The sequence below is a fragment of the Cellulosimicrobium funkei genome, assembly GCF_900155925.1.
In the GTDB taxonomy this organism is placed as follows: Bacteria; Actinomycetota; Actinomycetes; order Actinomycetales; family Cellulomonadaceae; genus Cellulosimicrobium; species Cellulosimicrobium funkei.
Genome location: NZ_FTMI01000002.1, coordinates 469,978 through 493,229, shown reverse-complemented (window position 1 = coordinate 493,229; position 23,252 = coordinate 469,978). Strand labels below are relative to the sequence as shown.

Sequence of the window (23,252 nt, the reverse complement as noted above, 5' to 3'; positions counted from 1 at the left end):
GGGCGGGGACGGCCTGGCCGGCCGCCCCCGCCCGGCGGTGCTACAGGTCCGCGACCCGGATGTCGCGGAACTCGATGAGGTCCGCGTTCCCGTGGTTCTGGAGCCCGATGAACCCGCTGTCGAACTGGCGCAGGTCGGTCGGCGGGTCACCGGCACGGGACGACTGCTGTCCCGGGGTGTTCTCCCACTCGTTGATGACGACGCCGTTGCGGATGATCGTGTACTGCTGGCCGACCACCCGGATCTCGTACTCGTTCCACTCGCCCTTCGGCTTCTCGCCGCCGGTGTTCAGGCCGAGCGGGTCGAAGTTGTAGACCGAGCCGGTCTTCTGCGGCTCGCCCGTCGGACCGTCGTAGATCTGGATCTCGTGACCGCACGAGATCGCGACCCACGCGGGCGACTGGTTGGCCGCGCACGGCACGTCGCCCGGGTCGTTCGGGTTCGGGAACCGGGTGAACACGCCCGTGTTGGCGTAGTGGTCGCCCTCGGAGACGTCGCGGTACAGGAGCTTCACGGAGAAGTCCCCGAGCTCCTCGCCCGCGTACCAGAGCATCCCGAGGCCGCCGCTCGACTTCAGCGAACCGCCCGGCTCGAGCGTGAACTTGCCGCTCGGTGCCTGGAACCAGTCGTACAGCGACTCCTGCGTGCCGTCGAAGATCGTGCGGTACCCGCCCGGGTCCACGCCGATCTGGGACCGCGCCGCGGCGTCGACGAGGCGAGCACGCTCGCGCTCGTCGATGCGGCTGTCGTCGTACAGGCTCTTCGCGACCGACTCGACGTGCGCCAGGAACCGGGCGTGGGTGCGCCACTCCTTCTCGTCCTGGAACAGGTCGTTCATCGTGCAGGCGCCGAGGTCGAGGTTCTCGACCGTGGAGTCGACGTCGCCGAAGAACACGGTCTCGCGCTCGTCGGGCAGGGTGCACGACGGCGAGCCGTCGGTCGTGACGGTGGCCGTCGAGCCGTCCGCGTACGTGACGGTGAGCTTGGCCTCGTAGGTCCCGATGCGGGGGTACTTGTGCTTCGGGTTGGCCTGGCGCGAGGTCTTGCCGTCGCCGAACTCCCACAGGTAGGAGACGCCGCCGGACCGCGCACCCGTGAACTGCACCGTGAGCGGGTCGCCCTGGATGCTCGTCGCGGACGCGGCCGGGGCCGGGGTCGGGGCCCCGCCCTGGTACGTGATCCGCATGAGCTTCTGGTTCGGGTCGAGGCTGAAGAAGCCGCCCGCGTAGTCGACCAGGTACAGCGCGCCGTCCGGACCGAACTTCGCGTCCATCCAGCTCTGGAGCAGCCCGTCACCGCGGCCGCCCGGGATGATCTGGCGGAGGTCCTCCATGAACACGGGGGCGTCCAGGTTCTCCGGGTCGACCGTCACCGCGACGCGGTTGTTCGAGTTCGACTGGTCGCCGATGAACCACTTGCCCTCCCAGTACGACGGCCACGCGACGTCGGACTCGGGGTCGACCTGCGACTGGCGGTACGTCGGACCGGACATGACGGCCTGGCCGCCGCCCCGCAGCCACGGGATGGTGTAGGTCGCCTCGTCGTCCTCGTACGTCGGGATGCCGTTGCCGCGGTCCGGGAAGACCGGCCCGCCGCCCGAGGGCGAGTACCAGATCATGTTGTTCCGTACCGGCGGGAGGTCCACGAGGCCCGTGTTGCGGGGCGACGTGTTCTTCGGGTTGTCGCAGTCGTACCAGCCGGTGAGGACGCTCGCGTCCTCGTTGCTCCGGTCGCGGTACGGCTGCTTGTTGCCCATGCAGTAGGGCCAGCCCTGGTTGCCCGCGGACGTGATGATCGTCGCGGTCTCGTACTTCGCCGGGCCGAGCTCGGGGCTCGGGCTGCCGGCGTCCGGGCCCACCCAGGCCGCCGTCAGCCAGTCGGTGTCGGGGTCGATCTGGAGGCGCGAGATGTTGCGCACGCCCATGACGTAGATCTCCGGGCGCGTCTTGTCCGCGGGGTACTCGCCCACCGGGAACAGGTTGTCGTCGGGGATCGTGTACGTGCCGTCGTCCTCGGGGTGGATCCGCAGGATCTTGCCGTTGAGGTCGTTCGTGTTGCCCGACGTGCGGCGCGCGTCCTGGAAGCTGATGCCCGCGAACTCCTGCGTCCAGTTGTTGCCGGAGTACCCGTTCGACCCGCCGGACGAGTTGTTGTCGCCCGAGCCGATGTAGAGGTTGCCCTCGCTGTCGAACGCCATGCCGCCGCCCGCGTGGCAGCAGCTGTGGATCTGCGTCTCCCACTCGAGCAGGTCGACGCGCGTGCTCTGGTCGATCGTCGGCGTCTCGGGGTCGTAGGTGAACCGCGAGACGGTCCGGTAGCCGACGCGACGCTCGCGGTCGATGTTCTCGTGCGGCATCCAGTACACGTAGAGCCAGTGGTTGGTCGCGAAGTCGGGGTCGGGCACGATGCCGAGCAGCCCCTCCTCGTTCTTCACCAGCTCGTCGCCGCTGCCGCGGTTGCCCATGACGTCGAGCGTCGTGAGCAGCTTCGCCTCACCCGTCTCCGGGTCCCACTGGTGGATCGTGCCGCAGCCGAGGCCCACGTTCGGGTCGCTCCACGGGACGATCGGGCCGGTCGGGCAGGCGCCGCGGCCGATGTAGAAGACCGTGCCGTCGGGCGCGATCGTCAGACCGTGCTGCTCGCCGTTCTGGTCGAGCGTGCCGGCCGTGTTCACCTGGGACAGGCGCTCGGCCTTGTAGTTCGACGCGATGGTCGCCTGGCAGTCGCCGCGCACCACGCCCGTCGTCCACTGGAGCGCACCGAGCAGGTGCTCGCGGAACGTCGCGTCCGCCCAGCTCTCGGGCGTGCCGCCCATGCCGGTGAAGAACGACCGGCCGCCGTCGTAGTCGCGGCACCACGAGACGGGCTGGAACGGGTTGGTCGTCGGGCCGGCGTCGGCGCCGGGCTCGAGCGTCGCGACCGTGTGCACGTCACCGGTCGGGTCGTCGGCCCAGTCGAGCCACCGGTCCTCGCGGTCCCACGTGAGCGGGAGGTCCGCCGTCGCGGGGTGCTGGCGGTCGACCAGGTCGACCGTGCGCTCCTCGAGCGGGATCTCCGGGTCGGGCTGCTCGACGGAGTCGGGGCCGTAGATCGAGAGCTCCGCGAGCTGGACCTCGGCGTCGCCGGAGTTCGCGGTGACGTCCAGCCGGTACCAGCCGTACGCGGTCTCGTTCGCGACGTCGAACGTGCGCGGCTGGAAGCGCTGCGGGAAGTCCTCGTCGGCGCGCGTGTCGAGGTCGACCCACGTCTGCCCGTCGGTCGAGCCCTGGAGCTTCCAGTTCTTCGGGTCGCGGCCCGCGGAGTCGTTCGCCGACGTGATGCCGTACTTCACCACCGCGACGGGCTGCTCCATGCGCAGCGTGAGCTGGCCCGTGCGGGCGAACGTCAGCCACTTGGTGTTGGGGTCGCCGTCGACGGCCTTGGCCGGCGTCTCGGCGGCCGGGCTGCGGCCGGTGCCGGTCGCCTCGGCGACCTTCTCCGCCGTCATGGTCGCGCCCTTGATCCGGGCGCCGACGAGGCCCTCGAACCACTTCGAGGCCTCCTGCGAGCGCGCGGCGTCGCGCACGCCGAGGAAGCCGCCGCCGCCGTTGATGTACGCCTGGAGGGCGGCCTCCTGCTCGCCGCTCAGCTCGATGCCCTCCGCGGAGAGCATGACGACGCCGCGGTACTCGCCGAGCGTCGCCGCGCTGATCATCTCCGGGTCGGACGTCGCCTCGACCTCGAAGCCGTTGGCGGCCCCGATCTCGGTGAGCGCCGCCGTCGCGTCGACGACGGGGTCGGTCTGCTCGTCGGGCGCGCCGTGGAACACGAGCACGCGCACGGGCGCGGCTGCGGCGGCCGGCGCGGCGGCGACGGACCCCGCCGCGAGGGACCCGCCCGCGCTGATCGCGGTGGTCGGTGCGGTGGCGCCGGTCTGGGCCGCCGCCGGGAGGACGGCGGCGCCCGCGACGAGCGCGACGCCCGTCAGGCCGACGGTCAGGGCCCGTAGTGCCCCCGGTCGGGAGCGCCCCCTCGTGGGGGGTGTCGATGGTCTGGAAAGCACTCTCCAACTCCTTCGTCATCGGTGCGACGCCCCCGGACGGACCGGGAGCGGGTCCTGCTGGTGCGGGACGGGCCGGCGGCCCGTCCCACCTCACCGGCGGACGGTCAGTGGCCGGCGTGGCCCGAGAGGTCGACGACGGCCGGCCCGGAGCCACCGGCGGCCGGACCGCCGGGGGCGGTGGCCGGGGCGCTCGTCGTGGCGGCGGCGCCGGACGGCGCGGCCCCGGACGGGGCCGACATGGTGTGGCTGCCGTGACCCTGGAAGCGGTCGATCGACTCCTGGGCGCCCGGCGGCATCGAGCCGTCGGCGTTGCGCACCAGGAAGATGCCCGCCATGCCGCCGTCGGAGTGGAACTGGACGTGGCAGTGGTACATCCACGCACCCGGCCCGACGCCGAGCCCGGCGACGACCTGGAACCCGAACGCGTCGCCCGGGTTGAGGTCCCGGTTGTCGACGACCTGGCTCGGGTCGTACTGGTCCGCGAGCAGGCCGGTGCGGTTGTTCGCCCAGCGGTGCGCGTGGAGGTGGAAGGTGTGGAGCTGGTTGCCGTGGCCGATGCAGATGAACTCGACGCGCTCGCCGAGCTTCGCCTCGAACATCGGCGTGTCCGGCGCGACCTTGTTGTTGATGGTCATGTCGTTGAAGACCATCGTGAACTGCTTCTGCGGCAGCACGTCGCCGACCCGGCGCACGACGAGCGCGCCGTAGAGGCCCGCGGCGAGGCCCTGCGTCCCGTGCTCGCCCCACGCGTGGTCGTGGTAGTGCCAGTACCCCGCGCTGCCGGGCATCCAGATGCCGCGGTCGCGCGCCATCTTGACCGTCGACCACGTGTACGTCCGCGTCTCGCCCGGCTCGTTGAACGAGTTGTTGAAGGTGCTGCCGTCGCTGTTGACGTCGTAGTTCACGCCGTGCGGGTGGATCGACAGACGCTTGTCCGTCGTGTTGACGAGCGTGATCTCGAGGGTCTCGCCCTCCCACATCTCGAGGATGGGCCCGGGGACGGTCGCCTTGCCGCGCTCGAGCCCGTAGCCGACGAGCGTGTCGGAGATCCGCTCGGCGTACATGGTGATCTTGCGGACGCCGGTGGCTGCGGTGACGGTCGTCGCGGCGGCGGCGGGGGGCGCCGCGGCGACGCTGCCGCCGGCTCCGAGCAGGAGCGCGGCGGCGGGGCTGGCAGCGACGACGCCGGCCCCGGCGAGCAGGGCCCGCCTCGAGAGCGGCCTCGGCGCCGTCTCGGTCGTCGGGTCGGGCATGGGGGACTCCTTCCGGGCGTACGGGGTCGTCCGGGCGGTCCGTGGCGCGCCGGACCGGCGGGACGGCGGTCGCCGCCCCGCGTGCCGGCGCGCTCGGGCGCGCGGAGGCTCCCCGAGGTGGTGCGGGGGACTCTGAGCAGCAGGACTGGGTGGTGCGGGGGTGTCCCGCGGTCGCAGAGGGTCGAGAGGTTGCTCGGTCGTGCGGGGCTCGACCCGGGCCGGTGGGAGACCGGCCGTGGGGCGAGGTCCAGGGCCGTCGGGCCCCGCCGGGGTACGCGTCGGTGCGTACCGTCCGGCTGTCGGTCCGGACGACGGGCTCCCCTGCGCCGACGTCCGGCCCCCTGGTCGGTTCCAGGGGCAACGAGGTTCATGACACCGCAGTCAGTGCATGGATGTCAACAGGTAGGCGAAAGTTGTGTCGACAACAAGCAAAAGTCCACGGCCGATCGACACTTGTCTCCGGAGCGGCCCTGGACGGGGCTCGGACACGCCCCGGACGGGTGTGCGACACGGCGTCGTGGTGGAGTGACCGCGTGACTCGCGACCTCTCCGCGTGGTCCGTCCGGGAGTCGGCCCTCGACGTCGACGACCCGGCCACGGCCGCGTCCCTCCTGTCCCTCGCCAACGGGTACGTCGGCGTCCGCGGCACGCTCGACGAGGCGGACCCCGACGACGACCCCTCGACCCTCGTCGCCTCCGTCCACGAGGAGTTCGAGCAGACCTACGCGGAGCGCGCGTACGCCTACCCCGAGGTCGAGGAGCGCCTCGTGCCGGTCGTCGACGCGTGGCGGGTCGGCTGGTCCGTGGACGGGGAGCCGGTCGACGTCCGGACCGCCGACGCCGCCGGACCCGACGGCACGGTCGAGGCGCACGAGCGCGTGCTCGACCTGCGCCGGGGCGTGCTGCGGCGCGAGCTGCGCTGGACCGCGCCGTCGGGCGGGACCGTCACGCTGCACAACGAGCGGCTCGTGCTGCTCTCGCGCCGCGAGGTCGTCGCGTCGCGCTGGCGCGTGCTCGCGCACGACGACGTCACCGTCACCCTGCGCCCGGTCCCCGGCTGCGCGCACGGCGGGCAGGACCCCGGCCGCGAGGCGCCCGGGCTGGTCACCGTCTCGTGCCGGCACGACGCCGAGGGGTCGTCGGTGCGCCAGCGCACCGTGCGCTCGGAGCGCGGCGTCGCGGCCGAGACCGCGCACCTCGTCGACGCCGCGGACGGCGTCCGCCCGCGCTGGCACCACCGCGGCGGCGGAGCCGTCCTCACCGTCGACCTGCGCGCCGACGAGTGGCTGGAGGTCGTCGTCCTCGCCGCCTACGCGGGCGGCGATGACGCCGACGCGCTCCCCGCGCACGCGCACACCGTGCTCGCCGCGGCCGTCGACGCGGGCTGGGACGCGCTCGAGCGTGAGCAGGCCGACGCCCTCGCCGCGGTCTGGCACCGGGGCGACGTCGAGCTCGACGGCGACGACGAGATGCAGCAGGCCCTGCGGCACAGCCTGTTCCAGGTGGTCCAGGCGTCGGCGCGGGTCGAGGCCGTGGGCGTGCGGGCCAAGGGCCTCACGGGCACCGGCTACGCGGGCCACGCCTTCTGGGACTCGGACACGTTCGTGCTCCCCGTGCTGGACCACGTGCTGCCCGACGCCGCGGCCGCGCACCTGCGCTGGCGGCACGCCACCCTCCCCCACGCGTGCGAGCGGGCCGCCGAGCTGGGCCTGCCCGGCGCGGCGTTCCCGTGGCGCACGATCAGCGGTCGGGAGTCGTCGGGCTACTGGCCCGCGAGCACCGCCGCGTTCCACGTCTCGTCGGCCGTCGCGCTCGCCGCCGTGCGGCACGTCGCCGCCACGCACGACGACGGGCTCGCCCGGGACGTCGCCGTCGACCTCGTGGTGCAGACCGCGCGGCTGTGGGCCGGGCGCGGCCACCACACGGCCGCCGGCTTCCGCATCGACGGCGTGACCGGGCCCGACGAGTACACCGCCGTCGTGGACAACAACACGTACACGAACCTCATGGCGCGCAAGAACCTGCGCGCGGCCGACGAGCTGTGCGAGCGGTTCCCGGAGCAGGCGGCGCGGCTGGACGTGACCCCGGACGAGCGCGCGGAGTGGCGGCGTGCGGCGGACCGGATGGTCGTCCCGTACGACGCGGAGCTCGGCGTCACGGAGCAGTCGCAGGACTTCACGCGGCACGCCCCCTGGGACTTCGAGTCGCGGGGCACCGCGCGGTTCCCGCTCGACGACCACGTGCACTACGTCGAGCTGTACCGGCGGCAGGTCGTCAAGCAGGCCGACCTCGTGCTCGCCCTGCACGCTGCGCCCGAGGAGTTCACGCCCGAGCAGCGGCGCCGCGACTTCGACTACTACGAGCCGCTGACCGTCCGCGACTCGTCGCTCTCGGCGCCCGTGCAGGCGGTCGTCGCCGCGGAGATCGGCTACGTCGACCTCGCGTACGACTACGCGCGCGAGTGCGCGCTCCTCGACCTGTGCGACCTGCGCGGCTCGACCGACGGCGGGCTGCACGTCGCGTCGCTCGCGGGCGCCTGGACCGCCGTCGTCACGGGCATCGTGGGGCTGCGGCACGACGACGACGGGCTCCGCCTCGCCCCCCGGCTCCCGTCCCGGCTCACGCGGCTCGCGCTCGCCGTCCACCACGGCGACGCCCGGGCGCGCGTCGAGGTCCGGCCCGACGGCGTCACGTACCGCCTCGAGTCCGGCGAGCGGCTGAGGGTCGTGCACGGCGACGAGCCGTTCGAGCTCACGCCCGAGCACGCGGTCTTCGAGCGGCCCCTGCTCGCCGGGATCCAGGACCCGCCGCCCGCGCAGCCGCCCGGCCGCGCGCCGCTCTTCGCCACCTCGTAGGTGGACGTACCCGCGACGGGCCCGGTGGGCCGTGCGCGGGTTCCCTACGTCGGCAGCCGCTCCTGCTCGCCGCGCGCGCCGCGGAGCCCGGCGGCTCCCGGACCGGTCCCGCCAGGCGGGGCGAGGCGCCCGGCACGCCGGTGCGCGGCCCGGTACTGCGAGGGCGCGAGGCCGTACTCCGCGGCGAACGCCTGCCGCAGCGCCTCCGCGGACCTCAGCCCGCACTCGCGGGCGACGGTGGTGACCGGGCGGTCGGTCGACGCGAGCAGGTGGGCCGCCGCCTCGGTCCGGGCTCGCCGGACGTACCGCGCCGGCGTGCGGCCGAGGTGCCGGACGAACAGGCGCGTGAGCTGGCGCTGGCTCACGCCCGCGTGGGCGGCGAGGGCGGGGAGCGAGAGGTCTCCGTCGAGCCGCGCGGCGACGAGGTCGACCACGGCCCGGACGCATGCGTCCCGTACCTGAGGGGCCGCCGTGAAGACGCTCATCTGGGCCTGGTTCCCCGGACGCTGGAGGTACGTCACGAGCGCGCGGGCCACCCTGCGGGCGAGCTCCGGACCGTTGTCCTCCTCGACCAGCGCGAGCGTGAGGTCGAGCGCGCTCGTCACGCCCGCCGACGTGTAGACGTTGTCGTCGCGCACGTAGATGGGCGCCGGGTCGACGCGGACGGCGGGGTACTCCTGCGCGAGCCGGTCGGCGTAGCGCCAGTGCGTGGTGGCACGACGCCCGTCGAGGAGACCCGTCGCCGCGAGGACGGTCGCGCCCGTGCAGACCGACGCGACCCTGCGACTCAGGGCGGCCACCCGGCGCACGTGCGCGACGACGAGCGGGTCGGCACCGGCCTCCTCGTGGCCGAGCCCTCCGGTCACGACGACCGTGTCGACCGGCTCGACCCACCGCTGGAGGGAGCCGTGGCTCGCGAGCGTGAGGCCCGAGTCGCACGCGACGGGTCGCCCGCCCGGGGTCAGCAGCACCACCCGGTAGAGCGGCGCGGCGCCCACACGGTTCGCGAGGACGAGCGTCGAGGTCACGCACGCGATGTCCAGGAGCTCCGCGCCGGCGTAGCCGACGACCGCCACCAACCGCTCCGCCATGAGCCGTCACCCCCGGGTTCCCGACGTCCGGTCCACGGATCCGGACACCGTCCACGATACCCCCGGGGAGTACCGCGGCCCAGGGTGAGGCTGGTCCTCCCAGGAGAGCGCGGTCACCCGACCGCACCGCCACGAGAGTCGAGGACGTCATGAGCACTCCACGCACCGCCCGGCAGACCACCGGACCGCGCTCCGGAGCCGCGCGGGGGACGAGCACCGGGACGAGCACCGCCCGGGCCGTCGTGGCCCGCTGGCCCGCCGCGCTCGGCCTCGGCGTCGCCGTCCTGCTGCTCGCGATCGGCGTGGCCGACCGCACCACCCTGGCGATCGGCGTGAGCGCGGCCGCGCTCTGCTACGTGGCCGCAGCAGCGCTCGGACGCCCCTGGGTCGCCTGGGTGAGCATCCTCGGCGCCTCGCTCGTCGTGGTCGCGAGCGAGGTGGCGGGCATCCCCTGGTGGGCCGGCATCGGGCTCACCGCGCTCGTGCTGCTCGGGATCGGTGTCGCGCGCGGCGCGGCACGACCGACGCTCCCCCAGGCGGCCGCACTTCTCGGCTACGGGTCCCTCGCTGTGGTGGCGCTCGCCGTCGACCCGGGCGTCGGTCTCGTCGTGGCAGGGCTGACCCTGGCCGGCCACGCCGCCTGGGACGTCGTCCACCGCCGGCGCGGCGAGGTCGTCCCCCGGCCGATGGCGGAGGCGTGCCTGTACTTCGACGTCGTCCTCGGCCTGGGCTGCCTCGCCCTCGCCGCCTTCCACTGAGACCCGAGGCGCGCCGTCAGCCCGCGAGCGCCTCGCGCAGGGCCGCCGCGAACGCGGCGGGATCGTTCGCGGGCGACCACTCGTTGACCATGAAGCCGCCGTGGTCGCCCGGGAACGTCACCGGCTCGACGCCCAGGAGGGCGGCGAGGGCCGCGCCGCCCCGCCACGCGAGCGTGCCCTCCCCGGCGGCGCTCACGGCCGGGACGATGCGGGTCGTCGCCGCGCGCAGGGCGTCGCCGTCGGGCGCCCACGACGGCATGGTGGCCAGGTTGAGGCCGAGGAGCAGGTCGTCGCGCGACCCGTCGTCCTCCGTCGGGAAGCCGAACATCGCCGGGTCGGGCGCCGGGCGGTCGAGGTAGTCCGCGGGCAGCGGCCCCACGTGGCTGACGAGCGCGACGAACTTCGCCATCGCAGGCCCGAAGCCCTCGCGGCGGTACGTCTCCACGATGTCCGCCTGCACCGCCGTCGCGGTCTCGGCGTCCTCCAGCAGCGGCGTGATGGGCGGCTCGTGCGCGACGAACGTCCGCACGTCCTCCGGGTGCCGCTCGATCCACGAGAGCCCGACGACGCCGCCCCCGCTCGACCCGAACACGTCCACCGGCCCCAGCCCGAGGGCGGCCACGACCTCGTGCAGGTCGTCCGCGTGCCGCTCGACCGACACCTCGCCGTCGGCGGCGAGCGTGCTGCGCTCCGTGCCGCGCGGGTCGTACGTGATGACCACCCGGTCGTCGATCAGGTCCACGAGCTGCCCGAACCCCGACGCCGCCATGGGCGAGCCCATGACGACGAGCGGCGGCAGGTCGCCCGGCGCCGCGGGGGTCCGGACGTCGTAGGCCAGGACGGCTCCCGGCACGTCCAGGGTGCGGCTCGTGGTGCGGGTCGTGGTCTCGCTCATGACGTCCTCCGTGTCGTCGTCCCGCCGCGCGTCGCGGCAGGTCCCGTGCGTAGAGACGGCGCCCGTCGCCGGAACTGAGCGGTCCGCGCGGCCCCGCGGTGCCACTACCCTCGCAGGATGCCGTCATCGAGGACCGTGCCCGCCGTCGTCGCCGCGGGGACGCTCACCGCGGTGCTCTGGGTGGTCACCGGGCGGGTCGCGGACTGGCTCGCCGGGGCGGCGCACGCCCTGCCCGCCGGGCTCGTCCGGACGCTCCTGCCCCACCCGACCGGCGTCGTCACGGGCAGTCAGCAGGTCTCGGGCAGCACCGTGCTCACGGCCGCCCTCGCGGGCGGCGTCGTCGCGCTCGGCACGCACCTCGTGCTGCGGCGCCTGCCCGCGGGCGAGGGCCGCTGGGCCGCGTTCCTCGCCGTCTGGGGCGCGGCCGTGCTCGCGTCCGCGCTCACCGCGACGGCGGCCTGGTTCGCCGGCGTCACGCTCGCCTGGCGCGCGGACACGATCACCCGGTTCGTCGCGACCGCGCTCGGCGGCTGGTGGGGGTTTGTCAACGGCCCGCTCGTGGCGGTGACGGTCACCGTCGCGCGCGCCCTCACCGACCGCCACGACGACCCCGCCGGCACGCGGCACACCCGGACGCCGCTGCACGTGCGCGCGTGGCCCGCCGCGCTCGCCGCGGGCACGGCGACGGGCGTGCTGTGGGCGGCCGCGGGCGTCGGGCGCACGACGCTCCCCGGGGCGGCGGACCCGCAGTCGCCGTGGGGCGTGGCGCGCGACGTCGTGCTGCTGCCCTCCGCCCGGATCGCCGTCGACCGCGCGGCGCTTCTCGCCGACCCCGTGCACCTGCTGCTGCCCGTCGGCGTCGGTCTCGCGGTCGGGCTGCTCACGGCGCTCGCCGCGCGACGCCTGCCGCCGGTCGAGGGCCGCGCGGCGCTGCTGCTCGGGGTGTGGCTCGCGTGCGCCGGGGGTGCGGCCCTCGCGGCGGCGGTGCCCGTCGTCTCCTCCACGCTCGCCGCGGGCGGCGTGCTGCCCGACGCCGGCCGCACCCTCCCCGTGCTCGAGGCGGGCCTCTCGTGGGGGATGGTGTGCGGGGTGCTCGTGGCGCCGCTCGCGGTGGTCGCGCACCGGCACGCGGGCGCGCGACCGCACGCCGGGTCGGCCGTCGCCGACGAGCCGTGGCCCGCGCCCGTCGCTCCCGAGCAGCCCGCGGAGCGCGTGCCCGTGCAGGCGGAGGCACCCGACGCCGAGCAGGCGGGTCCGCGCGGCGCCGACGACGCTCCCGGGCCCGACGACGCCCGGCACCGCGACGAGGTCACCGCGCGCTCCTGAGGGGCGGCGTTCCGGCACCCGCCACCCCGGCGTCACCCGGCGGTCGTCGTGCCGACACCCCCGTCCCCTAGCGTCGGCCGTGACCAGCAGACCGGGACGCACCGGAGAGGGCACAGCGACGATGACCCTGACGATCACGCTCGTACGCCACGGGCAGACGTACCTCAACGCACGACGCCACCTGCAGGGTGCGTGCGACTCCCCCCTCACCCGCACAGGACGCGCGGGCGTGCGCGTCACGGCGCAGCACCTCGCGCGGCACGACTTCGCGGCCGCGTACTCCTCGCCGCAGGGCCGCGCGGTCCTCACGGCGATGGAGATCCTGCGGCACCACCCCGACCTCCCGCTCACCGTCGACCCCGACCTGCGCGAGCTGTCGTTCGGCTCCTACGAGCGACGGCCGGAGTCGCAGCTCGACGCCGTCGAGCCGTGGGCCGAGCTCGTGCCCCGCATGCTCGCGGGCACCCACCCGGGCGTCGGCGGCGGCGAGCCGGGCCGGGACTTCATGGCGCGCGTGCGCGCGGTGTTCACGCGCGTCGTCGCCGCGCACGACGACGCGTCCCGCCCGGGCGCGACGCGCGACCGGCACGTGCTCGTCGTCGGGCACGGCCTCACGCTCGGCGCGTGGCTCGCGACGCTCGCCCCCACCGGCCTCGTCGCGCTGCCCAACGCGTCCGTCTCGACCGTCGAGGTGACCGACGGCGTCCCCCGCCTCCTCGCGGTCGGGGTCGACGTCGCCGGCCACGGCCACGTCGCCGCCCGCCCCGCCCCCATCCCCGCTCGCCCGAGCACCCGACTCCCCGCCTAACCGCCGCCCCGCCCGACCCCCCGGCAGAGACCTCCGCCGAACACGGGGTTGGGGTCGCTCTCCCGGCGAAACACGTCGCCAACCCCGTGCTCGACGGGGATCAACCCCGTGGTCGACGGGGCGGCAGGGGCCGACGTCGCCTGCTCCTGACGGGCGCGACCGGGCCGCCCGGGTGAGGCTCGAGGGGATGCCGAGGGGGCGGCGGCGTCCCGACACCTGACCGTCCCCGGGGCGTCGCCCGGCGTCCACCGGAGCGCAACGCCGCGTTCCTAGGGTCGCCGGGGCAACCGACCCGACGCTCGGAGGACCCGATGACGACCACCCGACGCCGCGCCGTGCGCGGCACCGCCGCAGCACTGGCGGGGACCCTGCTCGCGACGACGCTCGTCGCCGCCACGGCCACGACCGCGACCGTGCCGTTCGCGGCCCCGGCGGCCGCCGCACCCGGCGACGTGCTGCTCGCCGAGTCGTTCGACGGCGACGACCTCCCCGAGGGCTGGACGCCCGTGCTCGGCGACTGGCAGGTGCGCGACGGCCGGCTCGTCGGCGACGCACCCGACGGGTCGTCGCCCGCGCGGATCGTGTTCGGCCGCTCCGCGGAGAACTACCGGCTCGACGCGACGCTCCGGTTCGAGAGCGTGGACAACGCGTCGCGCTGGGCGGGCGCGATCCTCGACGTCGCGCCCGACGGCACGACCCCGTGGTGGCAGGCGGTCCTGCGCACCACGACGACGGCGCCCAACGGTGTCGAGATCGCCCAGCGCACCGCCGCGGACGCCTGGAACGTCCCGTACACCGGCTCGGCGCCGACCGACGCGGCGACCGGGCGCGACGTGCACCTGTCCGTCGAGGTGCAGGGCGCGGCCGTCACGTACGCGCTCGACGGGCGGACCGTGCTGGAGGGGCGGATCGACCGGTCCCGTGACGGCGCGCTCGGCTTCGTCACGGCCGGGGCGACCGTGAGCGTCGACGACGTGACCGTCACCGAGATCGAGCCCGCGTCGTACGTCGGCGGCGACGGCGAGCTGCCCGTCACCGTCGCGCACCGCGGCTACTCGTCCGTGGCGCCCGAGAACACGCTCGCGGCCGTCGCGGCCGGGATGCGCACGGGGGCGGAGTACGTCGAGGTCGACGTGCACACCACGGCCGACGGCGTCCCCGTCGTGCTGCACGACCAGACGGTCGACCGCACGACCGACGGCACGGGCGACGTCGCCGTCCTGGCGGGCGAGCAGGTCACCGCGCTCGACGCCGGGTCCTGGTTCTCGCCCGCGTTCGCCGGGCAGCGGCTGCCGTCGTTCGCGCAGCTGCTCGACCTGCTGGAGACCGGCTCGTCGACCCTGCTCCTGGAGATCAAGGGGCCCGAGACGTCCGCGGAGGTCGAGCGCGTCGTCGACATGGTCGTCGAGGCCGGGCTCGAGGACCGCGTGGTGCTCCAGTCGTTCGACGTCGACGCGCTGCGCGCCGCGCGCGAGCACGCCCCGCAGATCCCGCGCGGGCTGCTCCGCGGCGCGCTCGACGCCGACCCCGTCACCGTGGCGCAGGACCTCGGGGCGGTCATGTACAACCCGTCGGCGAGCGCGCTGCTCGCGCGTCCGGGCGTCGTCGCCGACCTCAACGCGGCGGGCGTCGCCGTCATGCCGTACACGGTGAACTCCGCCGCCGACTGGGCGCGGCTCACCGAGATCGGGGTCGACGGCATCATCACCGACCGCGCGGGGGCGTTCGTGGGGTGGAAGCAGGCGCGCGAGCAGGAGGCGCCCGCGCCCGGCGCGCCGACGGTCACGATCGTCAGCCCCGCGGAGGGCACCGAGGTCGAGCGGGGCGGCACGCTCGTCGTCGCGGCGAGCACGACGGACGCGGACGAGGTGGTCGTGACGCTCGACGGCGAGCCCGTGGACAACGGGGCGGTCGTCCCGGCCGCGGACCTCGCGCTCGGCGAGCACACGGTGACGGCGACCGCGCGGGGCGCGGGCGGCGAGGCGACCGCGGAGACGACCGTCGTCGTGACCGTGACGCCGGAGGGCCTGCGCTCGCGCCTCGCGGCGCTCGACCTCCCGCCCGGCCAGCTGACGAAGGCGCTCGACGCCGTCGAGGCCGGGCGGTGGGCGTCGGTGCGCAAGGTCGTGGAGAAGTTCGTGCGCGACACGGCCACGCGCGAGCGTCTGCTCGAGGAGGTCGACCACCTCGACGGCCGCTGACCGGGCAGCCTGACGGGGCGCCTGACATCGACCGGGCCGCTGCGCGCAGCGGCCCGGTACGTCGCCCGTCCCCGGTCGGAGCCGACCGGGGACGGGCGCTCACGCGTCGGCGAGGAAGCGTCGCCGCTCCCCGCGGGCGGACCCGGCCCGCACCCAGCCGGTGAGGACGAGGGCGCCGCCCGCGACCCACGGGACGACGTCCCACCCGGGCGGTCCGTCCGACCCGACGACGGCGCCGTCCGTCGCGAGGATCGCCGCCCCGAGGCCGAGCAGCGCGAGGCCCAGCACCAGCAGGACGACGTCCCACGCCGCGCTCCCCGCGCCCCGCCGGGGCGCGCGGGCGACGAGGGCCGCCTTCTCGGTCGCGGTGAGCGGCGCCGTCGGGCCGAGGGGCTGGACGCGCTCGGCGCCGTGCCGGAACCGCGCCGGGTCCTCGACGGCCTCGACGAGCGCGGCGGGCAGCCCGAGGAGGTAGGCGAGCTCGGCGACGGGGTCGCCGGGCCAGGTCGACGCGGCGAGCAGCGCGCGCAGCCGGCCCGGGTCGCGCGGCGCGCCGAACGCCTCGACCAGGGCCTCGTACGCGCCCTCGGGGCCGGACGTCGAGAGGTCCGTCCAGGTGTCGTTCCAGCTCCCGAAGACCCACGGGCGCCCCGGCGTGCTGAGCGTCCAGGCGACGCCGCCGCCGGTCCGTTCCAGGCTGACGACGACCTCCCCGGCCCGCAGGCCGCGCTCGATCGTGGACCGCGCGCGGAACTCGCCCGAGAGGGCCGACCGGAACGCCTCCTGCGCCGCCTCGTCCGCCGCGCCGAACCTCGGCACCTCGGGGCGTGCGGCGCTCCAGACGACGGTGCGCTCGTCGGTCGCGCGCACCCACGCCGTGCCCGCCCGGCGCACGGCGGCGCGGACGAACGCGGCGTCCGCGCGGACGAGCTGCACGACGGCGTCGGGCGCCGCCGAGTCCGTCGCGGGCAGGTCCGCGACCGCCGCGAACGCCTCGAGGAGGTCGTCGGGGTGCTCGAGCGCGCGCAGCCGGTCCGCGGCCGTCGTCGCGTCGCGCAGCCCGACCAGCGCGCCGACGGCCGCGAGCACGGCGCCCGGGTCGCCGTCGAGGCGCATCGTGTGGTCGGTGGTCGAGCCGGGCTGCGCGGGGGCCCAGGTGACGACGACCGGCGGCGCGACGGCGTCCGTGCGGGCGGCGAGGATCGCGCTCACGCCCTCGGGCAGCAGGTCCGAGCCCGCGTCGAGCTGCACGACCCACGGGACCGGCACGAGCGCGTCGACCTGCGCGAGGGCCTCCGCGGCCGACGTCGGGGCGTCCGCCGCGTCGGTCGCCGTGCCGTTCTCGGTGTCGACCTCGGCGAAGGTCCAGCCGCGCTCGTCCGTCGGGCCGACGCGCCCGTACTCGAGGTCCGCGGCGCGGAGACGGTCGACGACCTGGGCGTGCGGGCTGCGCGTGACGACGTTCACGGCGTCATGATGCCGCACCCGCCTCCACCCGGCGGTCAGCGTCCGGTCAGAAGCCCTCGGGCGGCGTGAACTGCGAGAGCGTGAGCACCGCACCCTGCGGGTCGCGGACCTCCGCCTCGCGCGTCCACCCCGTGTCGGCCGAGGACAGCACCACCGCACCGGCGCGCTCGGCCGCCGAAGCCGCGGCGTCCCGGTCCGCGACGGCGAACGTCACGGTGTGGCGTGCGCGTCCGGGCTCCTCCAGGACGCCCGCCACGACGTCCCGGAAGCCGGGCGGCGCGCCCGCCTGGTTCGCGTCGATCTCCGGGTTGACGGTCCGCGCGAGGTGATCGCCGTAGCCCTCGACGCGCGCCATCCCGGCTCCGAGGTCCGGGCTCACCTCCCAGCCGAGCAGCGGGCCGTAGAAGTGCAGGGCCCGCGCGACGTCGGGCGTGCGCAGCACGCTGAAGTTCCACGTGCCCGGCTCGTTGGCGCGCTGCGCACCGAGCCGCGTGCCCGGCTGCCACAGCCGGAACGTCGCGCCCTGGGGGTCGCGCACGGTCGCCATGCGCCCCGGCGGGCCGACCGTCGTCGGGCCGTCGAGGACCTCGCCCCCGAGGTCCGGGACGCCGCGCGCGGACGCGTCCACGTCGTCGACCGCGACGTACGTGATCCAGCCGGGCTCGCCGCGGCCCGTCGCGACGGCCGCGACGTCCTGCCCGCCGAGCGAGGCGACGACGTACCGCTCCCCCGCGCCGGGCGGGAGCCGGTCCTCGAACTCCCACCCGAAGAGGGCGCCGTAGAACGCGAGGGCGGCGTCGACGTCGGGCTGCTCGGTGTCCACCCAGCAGGGCACGCCGTGCGGGTAGGTGCGGACGGGTCGGGACGGCGAGGTGTCCATGTCTCACGGTCCCACCGGGCGCCCACATCGTCACCCCCGCCCGCGGCCCCGGTCTCCTGCCCGCGCGGTACCCCGCGGCAGGCTGCGCGTCCCCCTCCTGCCCGTCGCCCGGGGCGACGATGGTGGACCCGTGCCGCCCGCAGGTGCACACTCGGAGGTCTGTGCTCACCGCCGACGCACAGCAGACTCCCGGCCGGCGCCTCGCCGGTCGCACGGCACGCCCCCGGCGCGCCACGTCGTCCGGCCCGACGACCACCTCACCCTCGTCCCCGGGGCGACGCCCGCGCCGACAGCAGCGCGCGCCGGCTCCCCTCGCCCCCGCGGGACCGCCGGACCAGGAGCACCCATGAGAAGACTCCGCACCGCCCTGCCCGCCGCCGTCGCCGCCGCGACGGCCGCCCTCGTGCTCGTCGCGGGGCCCGCCGTCGCGCACGGCGGCAAGCCCTCGCCGCGCCCGCCGACCGTGACCGACGTCGCGAGCGGCCTCGTCACGCCGCTCAGCCTCGCGGTCGGACCGCGCGGCACCACCTACGTCACCCAGAACTTCCCCGGGCTGCTCACGGCCGTCGGCCGCGACGGCACCCCGACCGTCCTCTACGCGTCGCCCGACGGCGGAGAGGTGGGCGGCGTCTCCTTCGACGGCCGCCGGATCACGTTCACCGAGACGCAGCTCGGCGAGGAGGGACCGGTCGCGTCGGAGGTCTCGATGCTGCAGACCGACCGGCAGGGCAACCCGACGGGCGCGCCCGTCGTGCTCGCGGACACGTTCGCGTACGAGCAGGCGAACAACCCCGACGGTGGCGTGACCTACGGCCTGCGCGACACCGACCCGGCGTGCGTCGCCCAGGTCCCCGCGTCGCCCGTCCCGCCCCGGTACACGGGGATCGCGGACTCCCACCCGTACGCCACGACGTCGTCCCGCGGCACCACGTACGTCGCCGACGCGGGCGCCAACGCGATCCTGTCGGTGAGCGACCGCGGCCGGGTCCGGACGGTGGCCGTGCTGCCCGCGCAGCCCGCGGTCGTCACCGCCGAGGCGGCGGCGGGGCTCGGGTGGCCCGCGTGCGTCGTCGGGCAGACGTACTGGTTCGAGCCCGTCCCGACGGACGTCGAGGTGGGCCCGCGCGGCGTGCTCTACGTGGCGACGCTCCCCGGCGGGCCCGAGGACGCGAGCCTCGGCGCGCGCGGCGCGGTGTACACGGTCGATCCCTGGCGCGGCGCGGTGCGCCAGCTCGCCTCCGGGTTCCTCGGAGCGACCAACCTCGCCGTGTCCGGCGACGGCACGGTCTACGTCGCCGAGCTGTTCGGCGGGAAGATCTCGCAGGTCGGCAAGCGCGGGCCGAGCACCCTCGTCGAGGTCCCGCTCCCCGCGGGCCTCGAGTGGGACGGCAAGGGTCTGCTCGCGACGACGAACGCCCTCCCGGCGGACGAGACGACGCCGCCCGACGGGCACCTCGTGCGCATCGACCTCGGCCGGCACGGCGGGCGCTGACGCACCACCGGCCCCGGGGGTCGCACCGACGCCCGGGGCCGGTCGTCAGACGCGGGTCGCAGCGACCGCCCGGCCGAGCGCGCCGACGCTCACCGCGACGTCGGCGTCCGTCGTCGCCCAGGAGCTCACGGAGACGCGGAGCACGGCGCGGTCGTGCCAGCGCGAGCCGGACATCCACGCGGTCCCGTCGTCGAGCACGCGCCGCACGACGTCCTGCGTCCGCGCGTCGTCCCCGAACGCCGCGCACACCTGGGTGAACACGACGTCGTGCAGCACCTCGCCGTCGAGCGCGCGCACCGCGTCGGCGAACGTCGCCGCGTGGCGGCAGAACCCGTCCACGAGGTCGGCGACGCCCGAGCGACCGAGCGCCCGCAGCACCGCCCAGACGGGGAACGCGCGACCGCGCCGCGAGAGCTCGGGCACCTTGTCGAGCGGGTCGCCCGCCTCGCTCTGGATGAGGTAGTCGCCGTGCATGCCCATCGCGGCCCGCAGCGGCGCCGGGTCCGCGACGATCGCGAGCCCGCAGTCGTACGGGACGTTGAGCGTCTTGTGCGCGTCGGTCGCCCACGAGTCCGCGCCCTCGTACCCCGCGACGAGGTGGCGGTACGTCGGCGACGCGGCGGCGAAGAGCCCGAACGCGCCGTCGACGTGCACCCACGCGCCGTGCCGGTGCGCGACCTCGACCGCCGGGCCGAACGGGTCGAACGCCCCGGAGTGCACGTTGCCCGCCTGCAGCACCACGATCGTGGGCGCCGGGGCAGAGCCCCGGTCCCCCGAGGTAGAGGTCTGGTCCCGCGAGGTGGAGGCCAGGTCCCGCGAGGTAGAGCCCTGGTCGTCCGAGGGAGTGGCCGGGTCGGCCAGCGCCTCCTCGAGCGCGGCGACCGAGACCCGGCCCTGGTCGTCCGCGGCGACGACCTCGGGCGCCCCGAGCCCGAGGTAGGACAGCGCGAGGTCGACCGACTCGTGCCGCTCGGCACCGACGAGCACCCGTACGCGCGGCGCGCCCGTGAGGCCGTCGCGCCGCACGTCCCACCCCGCGCGGCGCAGCACCTCGCCGCGCGCGGCGGCGAGCGCCGTGAAGTTCGCGGTCGTGGCGCCTGTGACGAACCCGACCGCGCCCGACGCGGGCAGGCCCAGCAGCTCGAGCAGCCACGCGCTCGTCACGTCCTCGACGGCGGTGTGGGCCGGGGTGACCGTGCGCAGCGCGGAGTTCTGGTCCCACGCGCTCGTGAGCCAGTCGGCCGCGAGCGCCGCCGGGTGGCTGCCGCCGATGACCATGCCGTAGAAGCGGCCCGACGGCATCGCGGTGAGGCCCGGCCCGCACGCCGTGGCGAGCAGGTCGACGACGTCGGCGGCCGGGCTGGGACCGTTCGGCAGGTCCGTGCCGAGCGCGGCGACGACGTCGGCGACGCCCGCCCGGGGTGGGACCGGGCGCGTCGCGAGGGAGTCGAGCCACGCGGCGGCGTGCTCGTGCGCCCGCAGGAGGGCGGCGTCGCGATCGTCCATGACCGCTCCTGACCGGGCCGGACCGACGCCGGCCCCCCGCCAGGCTGGACCCGCGGGGAGCGCGGGTCAACCGCTCCGGCGGTAACCGGCACGTCCGTACTTCTTACGCCCAGGCAATCCCCAGGCAACACACGGTCCCTAGCGTCGGGCGGGCCAGATGTTCCCCCCGACGGAAGGCCCCCTGTTGAGAACGTTCACCCTGACCCTGTCCGGCCGCGCCGTCGCGGCCGTCGTCGCGCTCGTGCTCGCGTGCGCCGCCCTCGCCGCGACGGTCGCGTACACCGTCGCCGACTCCCGGGCGTCGGCCGCCGCCGCGCGCGCCGAGGGTGCCGCGGCACCGGTGCTCGCGGCCGGGACCGCACCGGCCAACCCGCTCGGCATCACGTCCGCGCGGTACGCGACCGCGACGGCGACCGCCGCCGCGGAGAAGCCGAAGGTCGTCGTCGTCGCGACCGGCGGCACGATGGCCGGCAAGGCGAGCGGCCGCGACACGTTCACGAGCTACCGCGCCGGCACCTACCTCATGGAGGACATGCTCGACACGCTGCGACCCGAGCTCGACGCGGTCGCCGACGTCACCGCCGTCCAGTTCGGCAACGCCGGCTCGTCCGGCTACTCGATGGAGCAGTTCCACGCGCTCACGCTCGAGGTGGAGAAGCAGCTGAAGACCGCCGACGCCGTCGTCGTCACGACGGGCACCGACACGCAGGAGGAGTTCGCCTACTGGCTCGACCTCACCGTGCGGTCGCGCAAGCCCGTCGTCACGTCCGGCTCGATGCGCCCGTGGGGGTCGGGCGCCGGGCCGGACTCGAGCCTCGTGTTCGGCACGGACGCGCCCGCGAACCTCTACAACGCGATCAAGGTCGCCGCGTCCCAGCAGACGTTCTGCTTCGGCACGGTGCTCATGCTCAACGACGAGATCCAGGCGGCCCGCGAGGTCACGAAGTCGAACTCGTACCGCACCGACACGTTCCAGACGCGCGAGTACGGCGTGCTCGGCTGGATCGACGGCGACAACGTCACGCTCGGCCGGGCCCCGGCGCGCGTGCTCGCGTGCGACACCGAGGAGTGGTTCACGCCGTTCGACCTCGCGAAGGTCGACGCGAAGACGCTCCCGCGCGTCGAGATCCTCATGTCCTACCAGCAGGCCGGCGGCGAGGCCGTGACGGCGTTCGCGAACGCGGGCGTCCGCGGCATCGTCACCGCGGGGACGGGTGCGGGGGGCATCTCGTCCGCCATGAGCCAGGCCCGCACCGCCGCTGTCCGCGACAAGGGTGTCTGGTTCGTCTCGACGACGCGCACCGGGTCGGGGTCGTCGTACGGGGGCGGCAACGGCATCATCGCCGGCGGCGACCTCACGGCCGTCAAGGCACGGCTCCTGCTGCTCCTGTCGCGCGCTTTCACCGACGACTTCGCGACCGCCCAGGGCTGGTTCACGACCTTCGGCAACGCGTCGTTCGACCAGTCCGCGACGGCGGCCACGGTCGGCGCCGAGCCGGGCTCGACGACGGTCCGCTTCTCCGGCACCGCGACGCCGTCGTGCAAGGCCGCGGGCCAGCAGCTCTGGCTGACGGCGTCCGTGACGAACGAGGACTCGGTGCCGATCGACGTGCACGTGCAGACCCCCGCGGGCGAGCACACGTTCTCGGCGGTCCCCGCCGGCGAGTCGGCCGAGAAGACGCTCGCCGTGAAGGGCAAGACGCTCGCCGCGGGCGAGATCACGCTCGTCGCGACGAAGGACGTCGACGGGCGGGCCGTGCAGACGCAGACGACCGCCGCCTACCCGGAGACGGCATGCCGCTGACACCCTGACCCCCACCCGTCGAGCACGGGGACGGCGACCGGATCCGCACCGATCCGGTCGCCGACCCCGTGCTCGGCTGCGTCGTGGGCGTCTCGGTGGGCGGCTCGGGGGCGCATTCGAGGCATCTTCCACGGTTAAGCAGGTCTCCTCACCAATCCCGTAGGGTGGGCGCGGCCGCGGCGTCGCGGCCCGCCGCCGACGAGGGGGGACCCCGTGACCGACCCGACGACCACCACCGCACCGACGACGTTCGTGGTGACCGAGCAGCAGTTCGACGCGATGTTCCCGGAGCGGAACCCGTTCTATACGTACGCCGGGCTCGTCGCGGCGACGGTCGCGTACCCCGCGTTCGCGACGTCGGGCGGCGACCGCGTGGCCCGGCGCGAGGCCGCGGCGTTCCTCGCGCAGGTGAGCCACGAGACGCACGGGCTGGAGCACGTCGTCGAGGTCAACACCGCGAACTACCCGCACTACTGCGACCCCGCGCGGCCGTACGGGTGCCCCGCCGGCCAGGACGCCTACTACGGCCGCGGCCCGCTCCAGCTCAGCTGGAACTTCAACTACCGGGCGGCCGGGGAGGCGCTGGGGATCGACCTCCTCGCCGACCCGTGGCTCGTCGAGCAGGACCCGACCGTCGCGTGGCAGACGGCCCTCTGGTACTGGAACACCCAGCCCGGCACGGCCTCGATGACGTGCCACGACGCGATCGTCGGCGAGCACGGCTTCGCCGAGACCATCCGCGCCATCAACGGCCCGCTCGAGTGCGAGGGCGGCAACCCCCGCCAGATGAACAACCGCGTCCGCCTCTTCCGCCACTACGTCGAGATCGTCGGAACGACGACGGGCGACCACCTCACCTGCTGACCCGACCCCT

15 protein-coding genes are annotated in these 23,252 nt (G+C 75.3%); 8 read left to right on the top strand and 7 right to left on the bottom strand.

What is annotated here, in order from left to right; genetic code table 11:
- Positions 1–40 precede the first annotated feature (40 nt).
- Positions 41–4,042, bottom strand: coding sequence for a ThuA domain-containing protein (locus BXA05_RS06420; RefSeq protein ID WP_076404362.1), 4,002 nt, complete (start codon positions 4,040–4,042; stop codon positions 41–43).
- A 104-nt stretch (positions 4,043–4,146) separates the two neighbouring features.
- Positions 4,147–5,295: a multicopper oxidase domain-containing protein gene (locus tag BXA05_RS20660; RefSeq protein WP_083711564.1), complete on the bottom strand. Its 1,149-nt coding sequence runs from the start codon at positions 5,293–5,295 to the stop codon at positions 4,147–4,149.
- Between the two features lie 533 nt (positions 5,296–5,828).
- Here BXA05_RS20660 and BXA05_RS06410 point away from each other — a divergent pair.
- Positions 5,829–8,150 (top strand): glycoside hydrolase family 65 protein, encoded by a 2,322-nt coding sequence (locus BXA05_RS06410; RefSeq protein ID WP_170963143.1) that lies wholly within the window; start codon positions 5,829–5,831, stop codon positions 8,148–8,150.
- A gap of 44 nt (positions 8,151–8,194) precedes the next feature.
- On the opposite strand, the gene BXA05_RS06405 is transcribed toward BXA05_RS06410, so the two are convergent.
- Complete coding sequence (locus BXA05_RS06405; RefSeq protein WP_076404360.1) at positions 8,195–9,241, bottom strand: GlxA family transcriptional regulator; 1,047 nt, start codon at positions 9,239–9,241, stop codon at positions 8,195–8,197.
- 149 nt (positions 9,242–9,390) lie between these two features.
- Here BXA05_RS06405 and BXA05_RS06400 point away from each other — a divergent pair, with 149 nt between their 5' ends.
- Positions 9,391–9,999, top strand: coding sequence for a hypothetical protein (locus tag BXA05_RS06400; protein WP_211435829.1), 609 nt, complete (start codon positions 9,391–9,393; stop codon positions 9,997–9,999).
- 16 nt (positions 10,000–10,015) lie between these two features.
- On the opposite strand, the gene BXA05_RS06395 is transcribed toward BXA05_RS06400, so the two are convergent.
- Complete coding sequence (locus tag BXA05_RS06395; RefSeq protein WP_076404358.1) at positions 10,016–10,894, bottom strand: alpha/beta fold hydrolase; 879 nt, start codon at positions 10,892–10,894, stop codon at positions 10,016–10,018.
- A gap of 117 nt (positions 10,895–11,011) precedes the next feature.
- Between BXA05_RS06395 and BXA05_RS06390 the strand changes: the two genes are divergently transcribed.
- From BXA05_RS06390 to BXA05_RS06380, 3 genes are all read left to right on the top strand, one after another.
- Entirely contained in the window at positions 11,012–12,220 is a 1,209-nt protein-coding gene (locus BXA05_RS06390; protein WP_143311068.1) for a hypothetical protein, read from the top strand.
- Positions 12,221–12,341: 121 nt separating this feature from the next.
- Positions 12,342–13,028 carry a histidine phosphatase family protein gene (locus tag BXA05_RS06385; RefSeq protein ID WP_076404356.1) on the top strand — a complete coding sequence of 229 codons (687 nt, stop codon included), beginning with the start codon at positions 12,342–12,344 and terminating at the stop codon, positions 13,026–13,028.
- 311 nt (positions 13,029–13,339) lie between these two features.
- Positions 13,340–15,229 (top strand): glycerophosphodiester phosphodiesterase family protein, encoded by a 1,890-nt coding sequence (locus tag BXA05_RS06380; RefSeq protein WP_076404355.1) that lies wholly within the window; start codon positions 13,340–13,342, stop codon positions 15,227–15,229.
- Positions 15,230–15,328: 99 nt separating this feature from the next.
- Here the strand turns inward: BXA05_RS06380 and BXA05_RS06375 are convergent, their stop codons facing one another.
- Positions 15,329–16,696: a hypothetical protein gene (locus tag BXA05_RS06375; RefSeq protein WP_076404354.1), complete on the bottom strand. Its 1,368-nt coding sequence runs from the start codon at positions 16,694–16,696 to the stop codon at positions 15,329–15,331.
- Between the two features lie 46 nt (positions 16,697–16,742).
- On the bottom strand, positions 16,743–17,576 hold the full coding sequence (locus tag BXA05_RS06370; RefSeq protein ID WP_076404353.1) for a VOC family protein: 834 nt from the start codon (positions 17,574–17,576) through the stop codon (positions 16,743–16,745).
- A gap of 346 nt (positions 17,577–17,922) precedes the next feature.
- Between BXA05_RS06370 and BXA05_RS06365 the strand changes: the two genes are divergently transcribed.
- A complete protein-coding gene (locus BXA05_RS06365) occupies positions 17,923–19,068 on the top strand; it encodes a ScyD/ScyE family protein (RefSeq protein ID WP_076404352.1) in 1,146 nt (381 codons plus the stop codon).
- Between the two features lie 45 nt (positions 19,069–19,113).
- Here the strand turns inward: BXA05_RS06365 and BXA05_RS06360 are convergent, their stop codons facing one another.
- The gene (locus BXA05_RS06360) at positions 19,114–20,574 is read right to left on the bottom strand and encodes a pyridoxal phosphate-dependent decarboxylase family protein (protein ID WP_076404351.1); all 1,461 of its coding nucleotides are present in this window, start codon (positions 20,572–20,574) and stop codon (positions 19,114–19,116) included.
- A 184-nt stretch (positions 20,575–20,758) separates the two neighbouring features.
- Between BXA05_RS06360 and BXA05_RS06355 the strand changes: the two genes are divergently transcribed.
- Both BXA05_RS06355 and BXA05_RS06350 read left to right on the top strand, forming a co-directional pair.
- On the top strand, positions 20,759–22,378 hold the full coding sequence (locus BXA05_RS06355) for an asparaginase (RefSeq protein WP_076404350.1): 1,620 nt from the start codon (positions 20,759–20,761) through the stop codon (positions 22,376–22,378).
- Positions 22,379–22,591: 213 nt separating this feature from the next.
- Complete coding sequence (locus tag BXA05_RS06350) at positions 22,592–23,242, top strand: chitinase (RefSeq protein WP_076404349.1); 651 nt, start codon at positions 22,592–22,594, stop codon at positions 23,240–23,242.
- The last annotated feature ends 10 nt before the right edge of the window (positions 23,243–23,252 follow it).